The sequence below is a fragment of the Escherichia sp. KTE52 genome (assembly GCF_000408325.1).
GTDB classification, from domain to species: domain Bacteria; phylum Pseudomonadota; class Gammaproteobacteria; order Enterobacterales; family Enterobacteriaceae; genus Escherichia; species Escherichia marmotae.
In genome coordinates this window covers 612,121-624,890 of record NZ_KE138676.1, presented here as the reverse complement: position 1 = coordinate 624,890, position 12,770 = coordinate 612,121, and the positions used below count along the sequence as shown (strand labels likewise).

Annotated in this window: 13 protein-coding genes; 6 read left to right on the top strand and 7 right to left on the bottom strand. The window is 51.8% G+C overall.

Going from position 1 to position 12,770, the window contains the following annotated elements; genetic code table 11:
* Positions 1-621 carry a CDP-alcohol phosphatidyltransferase family protein gene (locus A1SC_RS18090; RefSeq protein WP_001516289.1) on the bottom strand — a complete coding sequence of 207 codons (621 nt, stop codon included), beginning with the start codon at positions 619-621 and terminating at the stop codon, positions 1-3.
* 86 nt (positions 622-707) lie between these two features.
* Here A1SC_RS18090 and A1SC_RS18095 point away from each other — a divergent pair, with 86 nt between their 5' ends.
* Positions 708-1,121 carry a pyrimidine (deoxy)nucleoside triphosphate diphosphatase gene (locus A1SC_RS18095; RefSeq protein ID WP_000781858.1) on the top strand — a complete coding sequence of 138 codons (414 nt, stop codon included), beginning with the start codon at positions 708-710 and terminating at the stop codon, positions 1,119-1,121.
* On the opposite strand, the gene A1SC_RS18100 is transcribed toward A1SC_RS18095, so the two are convergent.
* The gene (locus tag A1SC_RS18100) at positions 1,081-1,353 is read right to left on the bottom strand and encodes a YnjH family protein (RefSeq protein ID WP_016261960.1); all 273 of its coding nucleotides are present in this window, start codon (positions 1,351-1,353) and stop codon (positions 1,081-1,083) included. The genes A1SC_RS18095 and A1SC_RS18100 overlap by 41 nt on opposite strands.
* 331 nt (positions 1,354-1,684) lie before the next feature.
* Between A1SC_RS18100 and gdhA the strand changes: the two genes are divergently transcribed.
* The gene (gene gdhA / locus A1SC_RS18105) at positions 1,685-3,028 is read left to right on the top strand and encodes an NADP-specific glutamate dehydrogenase (protein ID WP_000373052.1); all 1,344 of its coding nucleotides are present in this window, start codon (positions 1,685-1,687) and stop codon (positions 3,026-3,028) included.
* 165 nt (positions 3,029-3,193) lie between these two features.
* Here the strand turns inward: gdhA and topB are convergent, their stop codons facing one another.
* From topB to A1SC_RS18120, 3 genes are all read right to left on the bottom strand, one after another.
* Positions 3,194-5,149, bottom strand: a complete 1,956-nt coding sequence (gene topB / locus A1SC_RS18110; RefSeq protein WP_016248644.1) for a DNA topoisomerase III — start codon at positions 5,147-5,149, stop codon at positions 3,194-3,196.
* A 4-nt stretch (positions 5,150-5,153) separates the two neighbouring features.
* Positions 5,154-6,197 (bottom strand): selenide, water dikinase SelD, encoded by a 1,044-nt coding sequence (selD, locus tag A1SC_RS18115; protein WP_001516286.1) that lies wholly within the window; start codon positions 6,195-6,197, stop codon positions 5,154-5,156.
* Between the two features lie 116 nt (positions 6,198-6,313).
* Complete coding sequence (locus tag A1SC_RS18120; protein ID WP_016261959.1) at positions 6,314-6,865, bottom strand: NAD(P)H nitroreductase; 552 nt, start codon at positions 6,863-6,865, stop codon at positions 6,314-6,316.
* Positions 6,866-7,026: 161 nt separating this feature from the next.
* Between A1SC_RS18120 and sppA the strand changes: the two genes are divergently transcribed.
* The 4 genes from sppA (at position 7,027) to pncA (ending at position 11,654) form a co-directional block, all read left to right on the top strand.
* The gene (gene sppA, locus A1SC_RS18125) at positions 7,027-8,883 is read left to right on the top strand and encodes a signal peptide peptidase SppA (RefSeq protein WP_001259890.1); all 1,857 of its coding nucleotides are present in this window, start codon (positions 7,027-7,029) and stop codon (positions 8,881-8,883) included.
* A gap of 115 nt (positions 8,884-8,998) precedes the next feature.
* Entirely contained in the window at positions 8,999-9,709 is a 711-nt protein-coding gene (locus A1SC_RS18130) for an SIMPL domain-containing protein (RefSeq protein WP_016261958.1), read from the top strand.
* Positions 9,710-9,840: 131 nt separating this feature from the next.
* Positions 9,841-10,857 (top strand): asparaginase, encoded by a 1,017-nt coding sequence (gene ansA, locus A1SC_RS18135; protein ID WP_001516285.1) that lies wholly within the window; start codon positions 9,841-9,843, stop codon positions 10,855-10,857.
* 155 nt (positions 10,858-11,012) lie between these two features.
* Entirely contained in the window at positions 11,013-11,654 is a 642-nt protein-coding gene (gene pncA / locus A1SC_RS18140; RefSeq protein ID WP_001120524.1) for a bifunctional nicotinamidase/pyrazinamidase, read from the top strand.
* Between the two features lie 153 nt (positions 11,655-11,807).
* On the opposite strand, the gene A1SC_RS18145 is transcribed toward pncA, so the two are convergent.
* Together A1SC_RS18145 and msrB are read right to left on the bottom strand one after the other, a co-directional pair.
* Positions 11,808-12,080: a YeaC family protein gene (locus tag A1SC_RS18145; RefSeq protein ID WP_010376102.1), complete on the bottom strand. Its 273-nt coding sequence runs from the start codon at positions 12,078-12,080 to the stop codon at positions 11,808-11,810.
* Between the two features lie 41 nt (positions 12,081-12,121).
* A complete protein-coding gene (gene msrB / locus A1SC_RS18150) occupies positions 12,122-12,535 on the bottom strand; it encodes a peptide-methionine (R)-S-oxide reductase MsrB (RefSeq protein ID WP_001284624.1) in 414 nt (137 codons plus the stop codon).
* Between the last annotated feature and the right edge of the window lie 235 nt (positions 12,536-12,770).

Here is a 12,770-nt window from a genome sequence, read left to right as displayed (position 1 = left end):
TTACTGACGCTGAAGCCCCTTCAGCGTCAGATACCCACTCCACACCCGTGTAAATGTCGTCATCCAGCACAGCGCGCCAAATATCCACGCAAACCACGGGAAATACGCTGGAAAGAGGCAACTCAGAACAAACAGCAAAATCGTCTCGCTGCCTTCAGTTAATCCCCCCAGATAGTAAAACGATTTATGCGCATAACCGGGGTTATCGATCTGATGCTTCGCCGCCAGCGCAGCAAAAGCAAGAAAACTGCTGCCCGTGCCGATAAACGCAAACAGCAGCCAGCCGCCCGCCAGCGCATTTTGTTCTGGTGCCGCGAGAATAAAGCCAAACGGCACCAGCGCATAAAAGAGAAAATCGAGAGAAATATCAAGAAAACCGCCTGCGTCAGTTAATCCTCTACGCCGCGCCAGCGCGCCATCCAGACCATCAAGTAATCTGTTCAGCAAAATGGCGATCAGCGCAGGCAGATACCAGCCCAACGCCAGAAACGGCAGTGCCAGCACACCAACAGCAAACCCGACTAACGTTAAACCATCTGGCGTGATGCCGGGTTTATCAAGCACCTGCACGCATTGATGCAGCAAAGGTTTAATCCGGGGGTGAAGATGGCGGTCTAACACGGGCACTCCTTAAATATAAAGCCCTTCAGCTCGGGCAACACTGCGGATATTATGGCATTTTTCGCTTATCTGCCTGTGGGTAATTTATGAAAATGATTGATGTTGTTGCCGCCATTATCGAACGGGATAGCAAAATTTTACTCGCACAGCGCCCCGCTCATAGCGATCAGGCGGGGTTATGGGAGTTTGCAGGTGGCAAAGTCGAGCCGGATGAAAGCCAGCCGCAGGCGCTGGTGCGGGAATTGCGCGAAGAACTCGGCATCGAAGCTACTGTCGGTGTTTACGTTGCCAGCCATCAGAAGGAAGTGTCTGGCCGGATTATCCATCTTCATGCCTGGCACGTACCGGACTTCCACGGTACGTGCCAGGCACTCGAACATCAGGCGCTGGTCTGGTGTTCGCCAGAAGAGGCTTTGCAATATCCGCTGGCTCCTGCTGATATTCCACTTTTACAGGCGTTTATGGCTTTACGCGCCGCCAGACCAGCGGATTGGTGCTAATGGTTTTGTCATCCCGCTGGCATTGCAGCAATATCCCCTCCGCTTTAATCACTGCCCCCTCCGAATAGTTTTGATCCTGATAAACGCAGCACTGGTTACAGGGCTGCACCGATTGTCCGCCAGAACTAAACACCTCCGGCGGCACATTCGCCTCTACATCCGGACGATATTGCGGGTTGGCCAGCGCAAAGAATGGAAATGCCAATGTTACGGCGAATAATGCTCTACTCACAGGAAACTCCTTATATTCGTTGTCTCTGCTACTGATAACGGTAACCGGGCAGAAAAACTTTAGCGTCTGGTTGCCGGATGCGACGTGCACGTCTTATCCGCCTCGAACCACTCTTGAAAATGCGCACGGTTTTCCAGGTCTGATAAAACGCACCAGAGTCACAGCAAACATTAGGTGACGTTTATAAAACCCGCAGATCATTAATTTGCTTTCCTGCGTCATTTTTTTCTTGCTTACCGTCACATTCTTGATGGTATAGTCGAAAACTGCAGAAACATCTAAAACAAACAACACCAGCACAATCGTATTAATATATAAGGGTTTTATATCTATGGATCAGACATATTCTCTGGAGTCATTCCTCAACCATGTCCAAAAGCGCGACCCGAATCAAACCGAGTTCGCGCAAGCCGTTCGTGAAGTCATGACCACACTCTGGCCTTTTCTTGAACAAAATCCAAAATATCGCCAAATGTCGTTACTGGAGCGCCTGGTTGAACCGGAGCGCGTGATTCAGTTTCGCGTAGTCTGGGTTGACGATCGCAATCAGGTACAGGTTAACCGCGCATGGCGTGTCCAGTTCAGCTCCGCCATCGGCCCGTACAAAGGCGGTATGCGCTTCCATCCTTCAGTAAACCTCTCCATCCTTAAATTCCTCGGCTTCGAACAAACCTTTAAAAATGCTCTGACTACCCTGCCAATGGGCGGTGGTAAAGGTGGTAGCGATTTCGATCCGAAAGGGAAAAGCGAAGGCGAAGTGATGCGTTTCTGCCAGGCGCTGATGACTGAACTGTATCGCCACCTGGGCGCGGATACCGACGTTCCGGCGGGCGATATCGGCGTTGGTGGCCGTGAAGTCGGCTTTATGGCGGGGATGATGAAAAAACTGTCTAACAATACCGCCTGCGTCTTCACCGGTAAGGGGCTTTCTTTTGGCGGCAGTCTGATTCGTCCGGAAGCCACCGGTTACGGTCTGGTTTATTTCACTGAAGCGATGCTGAAACGCCACGGTATGGGTTTTGAAGGAATGCGTGTTTCCGTTTCTGGCTCCGGCAACGTCGCCCAGTACGCTATCGAAAAAGCGATGGAATTTGGCGCTCGCGTGGTTACAGCATCAGACTCCAGCGGCACCGTGGTTGATGAAAGTGGATTTACCAAAGAGAAACTGGCGCGTCTTATCGAAATCAAATCCAGCCGTGATGGTCGCGTTGCGGATTACGCCAAAGAATTTGGTCTGGTCTATCTCGAAGGCCAACAACCGTGGTCTGTGCCGGTTGATATCGCCCTGCCGTGCGCGACCCAGAACGAACTGGATGTTGACGCTGCACATCAGCTTATCGCCAACGGCGTTAAAGCGGTGGCCGAAGGGGCAAATATGCCAACGACCATCGAAGCGACTGAGCTGTTCCAGCAGGCAGGCGTGCTGTTTGCGCCAGGTAAAGCGGCTAATGCAGGTGGCGTTGCAACATCGGGGCTGGAAATGGCGCAAAACGCTGCGCGTCTGGGCTGGAAAGCCGAAAAAGTTGATGCGCGTTTACACCACATTATGCTGGATATCCACCATGCCTGTGTTGAGCATGGTGGTGAAGGTGAGCAAACCAACTACGTGCAGGGCGCGAATATTGCTGGTTTTGTGAAGGTTGCCGATGCGATGCTGGCGCAAGGGGTGATTTAAGTCATCAGGCGTTTGTGCCGGATGCGGCGTGAACGCCTTATCCGGCCTACGAAAACCCTCTGAATCAGAGAACAGCTCTGTAGGCCTGATAAGACGCGCAAGCGTCGCATCAGGCATTTGTCCGGGTGCGACGTAAACCCCCTGAAAATCTTCAGCATCACGCCTTTATGTTATCGCTCCACTGCCCGCATCTTCCGATGGTGGGCTTTTTTTCGGCGTTCGCTTGCGTGGTGAAGCCTTTTTCTTCTCTTCGCCGCTGCCCGGAGCCACTATGCCGCGAAACTGCCGCACCGGCGTGCGCTTAGCCTGATCAATCAGTTGGTACAGCGTCCCCACCAGCGGCTGCATAAAGTCCTGGTAGCGGCACTGTTTTTCGCTGATTTGCGTCAGCACCGATTCCCAGTGCGCTGTCATGTCCGGTCGCGTCGCCATTTCTGGCAGCGAATGGAATAACGCTTTTCCGGCATCAGTAGAGTGGATGTAGCGCCCTTTTTTGGTCAGGAAGCCGCGCTTGAACAGCAGTTCAATAATCCCCGCGCGGGTCGCTTCTGTGCCCAGACCATCGGTCGCACGAAGGATCTTCTTCAGATCTTTGTCCTGTACAAAGCGCGCAATCCCGGTCATTGCCGAAAGCAGTGTTGCATCGGTGAAATGGCGCGGCGGCTGGGTTTGCCGCTCTACCACTTCACCCTTCTCGCACAGCAACTCATCGTCTTTTGCCACCACAGGAAGTGGCGTGCCGTCGTTTTCTTCGTCACGCTCTTTGCTGCCTAACAGCGTGCGCCAGCCCGCTTCGGCAAGAAAACGTGCTTTTGCAACAAATTTGCCTTTTGCTATGTCCAGTTCGATCACACACTTGCGGAACACCGCGTCCGGGCAGAATTGCATCAGATACTGACGAGCAATCAGACTATAAACCTTCGCTTCGTTCTCCGTCAGGTTGATAGCCGAACTCCGCGCGGTCGGGATGATGGCGTGGTGGGCATCCACCTTTTTGTCATCCCAGCAGCGGTTGCGTAAATCTGGATCAACCACGGGCTGCGGCAGAAGACTCGGCGCATGGACACTGATGGCATTCATCACCGCATGGCGTCCGGCAAAATGTTCCTCCGGCAAATAACGACAATCGGAACGTGGATAGGTAATCAGCTTGTGCGTTTCGTACAATTTCTGACAGATATCAAGCACGTTCTGCGCACTCAGGCCAAAACGTTTTGCCGCTTCAATCTGTAACGTCGAAAGCGAAAATGGCAGCGGCGCGGATTCTGATTCCCGTTTATCGTTATAACTGGTGACAATCGCCGGTTGGCCGCTGATGCGGTTAACGACATGCTCCGCCAGCGGACGATGCAACAAACGCCCCTCTTCATCCTGGTACGGCTCACACGCTTCGCTCGGTTGCCAGATGGCGGTAAACCGCTCATCGGCAGGCGTCACGATATGCGCTTTGACTTCAAAGAAATCTTTCGCCACGAAGTTTTCAATCTCTTCGTCGCGGCGCACCACCAGCCCAAGCACTGGCGTCTGCACGCGCCCAACGGAAAGTACCCCCTGGTAGCCAGCATTACGCCCCAGAATGGTATATGCGCGGGTCATATTAATGCCGTACAACCAGTCGGCACGCGCTCGCGCCAGCGCAGAAACGCACAACGGTACAAACTCACTGTTGGAACGAAGACGATCGATCGCCCGCTCAACCGCCTGCGGGTTCAGGTCGTTGATTAAACAACGCTGAACTTGCTGGCGCTTTTCCGGCGCAAGTTGCAGGTAATCCAGCACTTCATCCACCAGCAATTGCCCTTCACGATCCGGGTCTCCGGCATGAACGATTTCGCTGGCTTCGTGCAGAAAGCGTTTGATGACGTTAAGTTGTTTGGTCACGGAAGGCCGCGGTTGCAATTGCCACTTTTCCGGGACAATCGGCAGATCTGCCAGATTCCAGCGCGCATAGCGGCTGTCGTAGGCGTCTGGCTGCGCCTGCTCAAGCAGGTGACCGATACACCAGGTCACCACCTGACCATTGCCGCATTCGATAAAGCCATCGCCTTTACGGTGCGGTTTGGGCAGGACATCAGCAATAGCGCGCGCCAGACTCGGTTTTTCGGCAATAAATAACCGCATTGAATTAACGGATCTCAACCATGGCACGACCACCGCGCGCAGGCACCAGTTCGCCAATCGCTGTCAGTTCGATACCAAATTCGGCTGCGGTAGCTTTAACTTCGTTTTCCGCCTCTGGCATAACCGCCAGTAGCAGGCCGCCGGAAGTTTGCGGATCGCACAGCAGATCGCGCACTTCGCGTGGCATTTCACCCATCAGATGACCGTAGCTGGCAAAGTTGCGTTCGGTGCCCCCCGGCACAGCGCCCAGCTTAATGTACTCTTCCACGCCCGGCAGTTTCGGGATTGCTTCATAGTCAATGCGCGCCTGCACGCCTGCGCCCTGGCACATTTCGCTTAAATGGCCCAGCAGACCAAAACCGGTAACGTCGGTCATCGCTTTTACGCCTTCAATGTTGGCAAAGGACGCTCCCGCGATATTCATCCGACACATTACTTCCGTCGCCAGTCCCTGATGTTCCGGTTTCAGCAGTGATTTTTTCTCGGCAGTGGTAAGAACACCAATCCCCAGCGGTTTCGTCAGGAACAGTTTACATCCCGCTTGTGCGGTACTGTTTTTCTTCACCCGTTCAGTCGGTACGATCCCCGTCACCGCCAGACCAAAAATCGGTTCCGGCGCGTCGATGGAGTGACCACCGGCCAGCGCGATACCCGCCTGACGGCATGCATAACGGCCACCTTCGGTCACTTCACGGGCAATTTCCGGGGACAGTTTGTTAATCGGCCAGCCGAGGATCGCAATTGCCATAATCGGTTTGCCGCCCATCGCAAAAATATCGCTGATGGCGTTAGTCGCCGCAATGCGACCAAAATCGAAAGGATTATCAACAATCGGCATAAAGAAGTCGGTGGTGCTGATGACGCTGGTGCCATTGCCCAGATCGTACACCGCCGCGTCGTCGCGGGTTTCGTTACCCACAAGCAAATTCGGATCAACAAACTTCGCCTGCTCACTGTGCAGGATGGTTTCCAACACTTTTGGGGAAATTTTACAGCCGCAACCAGCTCCGTGGCTGTATTGGGTCAAACGAATCGAGTTCTCGCTCATGGACATCTCCTGTCAATGCAATCCGGGTATGGTAACCCTCATTCCGTGAAGTGATAAGTGAGAGTGTCTGAATTCCTGCGTCTTTGCTCACAATCCACTCAGTTTCACCGCAATTATCAGAAATAAGTCACAAACGGTGTCGGGTCCGGAACGTTAATTGACGTTGACGCTTTCAACTGCGGTGTGCCGAGGTAGAGAAACCCGACGATTTTATCCTGATCCCGACAACCGAATGCATCACGTACCACCGGGCTTTCGGTTAACGCCCCACTACGCCAGATCCCGCCAAAGCCCTGGGCAACCGCAGCCATTTGCATTGCCATGACCGCGCAACCGGCAGACATTTCCTGTTCCCAGCGCGGGACTTTATGATTTTCTTCGCATTTCGCCACCACCGTTATGATAAGTGGCGCGCGGAACGGCGCATTACGGGCTTTGTCGATCGCTTTCTCATCACTCCCCGCAGCAACTGCGCCCTGTTCCAGAACGGCGCTGAAACGTTCGCGCCCTTCCCCCTCAATCACAAAAAAATGCCACGGTTGCATGGACTTATGGTCCGGCGCACGCATCCCCGCACGCAGGATGTTTTGCAGTTGCTCACCTGTTGGTGCGGGTTCCGCCAGGCGGGAGGCGCTACGGCGATTGATCAATAGTTCGAGTGCATCCATTTGATTAACTCCTGTCATGATGTTTATTCACAAAATTAACACGAGAGTGGATTTTGTTACAGCACAGGCCGCGATTCCTGCTGACAAGTGCCGGTTGGGTCATTACGATAACCACATCTATTGCACCTGCGACAGGTGTAACTTTTAGTCTGGGAGAATACATGCGAACCCTTTGGCGACTTATTGCCGGATTTTTTAAATGGACGTGGCGTCTACTGAATTTTGTCCGTGAAATGGTACTTAACCTGTTTTTTATTTTTCTCGTGCTTGTTGTCGTGGGTATCTGGATGCAGGTCAGTGGTAGCGATAGCAAAGAAACCGCCAGTCGTGGCGCGTTGCTGCTCGATATCTCCGGCGTGATCGTCGATAAGCCTGACAGTTCGCAGCGGTTTAGCAAGCTGAGCCGTCAGTTACTTGGTGCCAGTTCTGATCGTTTGCAGGAAAACTCACTGTTTGACATTGTAAACACCATTCGCCAGGCAAAAGATGACCGGAACATCACCGGTATCGTGATGGATCTGAAAAACTTCGCGGGCGGCGATCAGCCTTCCATGCAGTACATTGGTAAAGCCCTGAAAGAGTTTCGTGACAGCGGCAAACCGGTTTATGCCATTGGCGAGAACTACAGCCAGGGGCAATATTATCTTGCCAGTTTTGCCAACAAAATCTGGCTATCACCACAAGGCGTGGTTGATCTGCATGGTTTTGCGACCAACGGACTGTATTACAAGTCATTGTTGGATAAGTTAAAAGTTTCCACCCATGTGTTCCGCGTCGGTACGTATAAATCTGCCGTTGAGCCGTTTATTCGTGATGATATGTCACCGGCAGCCCGCGAGGCTGACAGCCGCTGGATTGGTGAGCTGTGGCAAAACTATCTCAACACTGTGGCTGCTAATCGTCAGATCACCGCCCAGCAAGTATTCCCTGGCGCACAAGGGGTGCTTGATGGCTTAACCAAAACCGGTGGCGATACCGCGAAGTACGCGCTGGATAACAAACTGGTCGATGCACTGGCATCAAGTGCCGAAATCGAAAAAGCCCTGACCAAAGAGTTCGGCTGGAGTAAGGCGGATAAAAATTATCGCGCCATCAGTTATTACGATTATGCTTTGAAAACTCCGGCAGATACCGGCGACAGCATCGGTGTCGTCTTCGCAAATGGCGCAATTATGGATGGCGAAGAAACCCAGGGTAATGTTGGCGGCGACACAACCGCAGCGCAAATCCGCGACGCTCGTCTTGACCCGAAAGTGAAAGCGATTGTTCTGCGTGTTAATAGCCCTGGCGGCAGCGTTACTGCGTCTGAAGTGATTCGATCTGAACTGGCAGCAGCCCGAGCGGCTGGCAAGCCTGTGGTTGTATCGATGGGCGGCATGGCGGCATCTGGTGGTTACTGGATCTCCACGCCGGCCAATTACATTGTGGCTAACCCCAGCACTCTGACCGGTTCTATCGGTATCTTCGGCGTGATCACTACCGTAGAAAACAGTCTGGATTCGATTGGTGTACATACTGATGGCGTTTCAACCTCACCTCTGGCGGATGTTTCCATTACTAAAGCACTGCCGCCGGAAGCGCAGCAGATGATGCAGTTAAGCATTGAGAACGGTTATAAACGCTTCATCACGCTGGTTGCGGATTCGCGTAACTCGACGCCAGAGCAGATCGATAAAATCGCTCAGGGGCACGTCTGGACTGGTCAGGATGCGAAAGCTAACGGTCTGGTCGATAGTCTCGGTGATTTCGATGATGCAGTTGCCAAAGCGGCAGAACTGGCCAAAATGAAACAGTGGCATCTGGAATATTACGTCGATGAACCAACCTTCTTCGACAAAGTGATGGACAACATGTCAGGTTCTGTACGGGCGATGTTGCCAGATACGCTCCAGGCTATGTTGCCTGCACCGCTGGCCTCGGTGGCTTCAACCGTTAAAAGCGAAAGCGACAAGCTGGCGGCCTTTAACGATCCGCAAAACCGTTACGCGTTTTGCCTGACCTGCGCCAACGTGCGGTAATCCCTGCAAATATGTGGCCGATATGCTGTCGGCCACACTCCTGAACCGGACTGTCTTTCACTTCCTCTCTCCACTACATTGCCTTGCTCATTCTGCATCTGATAAGGAGTCATCAGTGAATAAGGCACCCTCTTTAATTGCCGCTATTGTCCTCGGACTGGGGATCAGCGCCTGTGGTTATTTCGTTGGCGATGGAGTTAAGCATTTAAAAACTAACAACCGTTATGTGAACGTGCGGGGGCTTTCGGAAAAAGAAGTTCGCGCAGATACGGCTGAATTAACCATTGCGATTAACTTTAAGGGCAATGTTCCCGGCGAGCTTTTCCCAAAACTGGAAGACGCGCAGAAAAAAATTGTTGTCGAACTCAACGCTCAGGGGATTAGCAGCACAGAGATAAACCTGGGCCAATGGACAAGCAAGCGAACGGACTCCTTTTATCTCAAAGATGATCCAACGATGCCTCGCTATAATGCCGACGGGTCAGTGACGATAAAAACCCATAACGTTGCTGCCGTCGAAAAAGTCGTCGCTAAACTAAACGAACTGCAAGTCGCCACGGATGGTGCTATCGCTGATAGCAAAATCGCCTATCGTTTTAATGGCATTGGCGCACTTCGCGCTGAGATGATTGCCGCCGCGACAAAAGACGCACGCAACGCAGCATTACAGTTTGCGACGGATTCAGGTAGTCAGGTGGGGTCAATCAGCGATGCTTCGCAAGGGGTGTTCCAGATCTTCGCCAGTGGCAGTGATGAAGATGATCCTACGGCGATTAATAAAACGGTGCGCGTGGTAACGACCGTAACCTATGCGTTGCAGGATTAATCACTTTTCTCCGGCGGGATGCTACACCCTCTGTTCCGCCAGACTTTTCTCATATCCACAGAGTATCCAGGTGCGCTCCCTGCCCCTCACGTATATACTTTTGCTCTTTCGATATCATTCATATCAATATCATGCAAAAGAAATCAATTTACGTTGCCTACACGGGCGGAACCATCGGGATGCAGCGTTCCGAGCAGGGTTATATTCCAGTGTCAGGTCATCTGCAACGCCAGTTGGCGTTGATGCCGGAATTCCATCGCCCGGAGATGCCAGATTTCACTATTCATGAATATACGCCGCTAATGGATTCTTCCGATATGACGCCGGAAGACTGGCAGCATATCGCTGAAGACATTAAAGCGCACTATAACGAGTACGATGGTTTTGTCATTCTGCACGGCACCGATACCATGGCATATACCGCCTCTGCACTGTCGTTCATGCTGGAGAATCTTGGTAAACCGGTCATTGTGACAGGGTCACAAATCCCGTTAGCCGAGCTACGCTCTGACGGACAAATCAATCTGCTGAATGCGTTGTACGTTGCTGCTAACTACCCGATCAACGAAGTAACGCTGTTTTTTAATAACCGCCTGTATCGCGGAAACCGAACCACTAAAGCCCATGCCGATGGTTTTGATGCCTTTGCTTCCCCCAATCTTCCACCGTTACTGGAGGCAGGTATCCATATTCGTCGTTTGAATACACCACCCGCCCCGCACGGTGATGGAGAACTGATCGTTCATCCAATTACGCCACAACCGATCGGCGTGGTGACAATTTATCCGGGGATCTCTGCCGATGTTGTGCGTAATTTCCTGCGCCAACCGGTTAGGGCGTTGATTCTTCGCTCTTACGGCGTGGGTAATGCGCCGCAAAACAAAGCTTTCCTGCAAGAATTACAGGAGGCCAGCGATCGCGGTATCGTGGTGGTTAATCTGACGCAATGTATGTCCGGTAAAGTGAATATGGGGGGATATGCCACCGGTAACGCCCTCGCCCACGCCGGCGTTATTGGCGGCGCGGATATGACTGTGGAAGCCACTCTCACCAAGCTGCACTATCTACTTAGCCAGGGACTGGATACTGAAACCATTCGCAAGGCTATGAGCCAAAACCTACGCGGCGAGCTGACGCCGGATGATTAAGCAACTGTCTTGTTCGGGTTTCAGATGAGTGGCTCAGTGTATGCGCCAAACGCTTAATCACGGGCTATAAACCCCAGGAGACAACAGGCTGCATACTCATTGCCAAATCTAATCGCTGTTATATTAACCAATTTTCAAGATACAAGGAGATTGCAATGCCCCATCGCGCCCTGTTACTGGTCGATTTACAAAATGATTTCTGTGCCGGTGGCGCGCTCGCCGTGCCAGAAGGTGACAGCACTGTGGATGTCGCTAACCGCTTGATTGACTGGTGTCAGTTGCGCGGTGAACCAGTTATCGCCAGTCAGGACTGGCATCCGGCTAATCACGGCAGTTTTGCCAGCCAGCATCAGGTGGAGCCATACAGCCAGGGGACGCTCGACGGTTTGCCGCAAACATTCTGGCCTGAACACTGCGTGCAGAGCAGTGAAGGCGCGCAATTACATCCGTTACTCAATCAAAATGCGATCGCAGCAGTGTTCCATAAAGGCGAAAACCCTTTAGTTGACAGTTACAGTGCTTTTTTTGATAACGGACGTCGGCAGAAAACCGCGCTCGATGGCTGGTTACGCGACCATGAAATCAATGAATTGATCGTTATGGGGCTGGCTACTGACTATTGTGTGAAGTTTACCGTGCTGGACGCGTTGCAGTTAGGTTATAGCGTGAGCGTGATTACCGATGGCTGTCGTGGCGTAAATATTCAGCCGCAGGACAGTGCACACGCATTTATGGAGATGTCAGCGGCTGGAGCAACACTGTACACGCTGGCGGACTGGGAAGAGACGCAGGGATAATTTTGCTGGCCTACGATTCAGTACTGACGTTGTAGGCCAGATAAGACACATCAACGGCGCATCTGGCGTGCTCGTAGTTAAATCAAACAATCAACTCGTAACAGTAAAGATTATCCCTCTCTTCATAAACGTCTGATAAAGGGAACAAATCTCTTACTTAAACATGGCTATCGGCTTTGCCGAGATACCAAAATCTTCTTTCAACTGTTGTTTGCTCTTCATGACCATCTGACCGTTAGTGTCGATTGTCATATGCTGCGCATCGGTATTGTTTCGGGCCTGCCATAACATCACCAGTTGCAGGCAGTTCTCTTTTTGTTCTTCAGTCAGCGCAACACCATCTGGCCATTTTCCCAGTTCAACGGCAGTCGATAAACGCTGGTAAACCTCAGGCGTCATGCTGTTGATTATTTCATCAAGATCCATAATTTTCCCGCTCCTGTGGAATAAGTTGCTGAATCGTTTTTTCAACCGTTGATTTCTTCGCCATTTTCGTCATCAGTAAAGCGCAATGATGCCGAGTTAACACAATAACGTTCGCCTGTGGGTTGCGGGCCGTCGGGAAAGACGTGCCCCAGATGGGCATCACAGTTTCCACAACGAATTTCTATCCGCTGCATACCATGTGACAAGTCTTTGATATAACGGATCGAATCTTCACTCACCGGCTCATAAAAACTGGGCCAGCCACAGCCTGAATCATACTTGGTTTGGGAGTGAAACAGAGGTGCATCGCAAATCAAACAGTGGTAAACACCGCCGCGCTTGTTATGCAGTAAACGTCCAGTGAATGGCGGCTCCGTCCCGTGATTCTGAGTCACGTAAAACTGCATCTCGGACAAATTTTTTTTCAGTTCTTCTGCCGAAGGTTTGTTAGCCATTTGCTCACATCTCACTTTAATCACGCTCACATTACGTGACTTATTCTAACAAAACATTAACACCTACTGGCAAAATTTTGTCCTAAACTTGATCTCGACGAAATAGCTGCACCTAAATCGTGATGAAAATCACATTTTTATCATAATTGCCCTTTAAAATTCTGGGCGCCGCCCTCATGTGGTTTCAAGCCCAAAGGAAGAGTGAGGCGAGTCAGTCGTGTAATGCCAAGGCACA

Excerpts from the sequence above, each read along its gene's own strand:
- A1SC_RS18095 (WP_000781858.1), top strand. The coding sequence starts at position 708 with ATGAAAATGATTGATGTTGTTGCCGCCATTATCGAACGGGATAGCAAA.
- gdhA (WP_000373052.1), top strand. The coding sequence starts at position 1,685 with ATGGATCAGACATATTCTCTGGAGTCATTCCTCAACCATGTCCAAAAG.
- topB (WP_016248644.1), bottom strand. The coding sequence starts at position 5,149 with ATGCGGTTATTTATTGCCGAAAAACCGAGTCTGGCGCGCGCTATTGCT.
- selD (WP_001516286.1), bottom strand. The coding sequence starts at position 6,197 with ATGAGCGAGAACTCGATTCGTTTGACCCAATACAGCCACGGAGCTGGT.
- A1SC_RS18120 (WP_016261959.1), bottom strand. The coding sequence starts at position 6,865 with ATGGATGCACTCGAACTATTGATCAATCGCCGTAGCGCCTCCCGCCTG.
- sppA (WP_001259890.1), top strand. The coding sequence starts at position 7,027 with ATGCGAACCCTTTGGCGACTTATTGCCGGATTTTTTAAATGGACGTGG.
- ansA (WP_001516285.1), top strand. The coding sequence starts at position 9,841 with ATGCAAAAGAAATCAATTTACGTTGCCTACACGGGCGGAACCATCGGG.
- pncA (WP_001120524.1), top strand. The coding sequence starts at position 11,013 with ATGCCCCATCGCGCCCTGTTACTGGTCGATTTACAAAATGATTTCTGT.
- A1SC_RS18145 (WP_010376102.1), bottom strand. The coding sequence starts at position 12,080 with ATGGATCTTGATGAAATAATCAACAGCATGACGCCTGAGGTTTACCAG.
- msrB (WP_001284624.1), bottom strand. The coding sequence starts at position 12,535 with ATGGCTAACAAACCTTCGGCAGAAGAACTGAAAAAAAATTTGTCCGAG.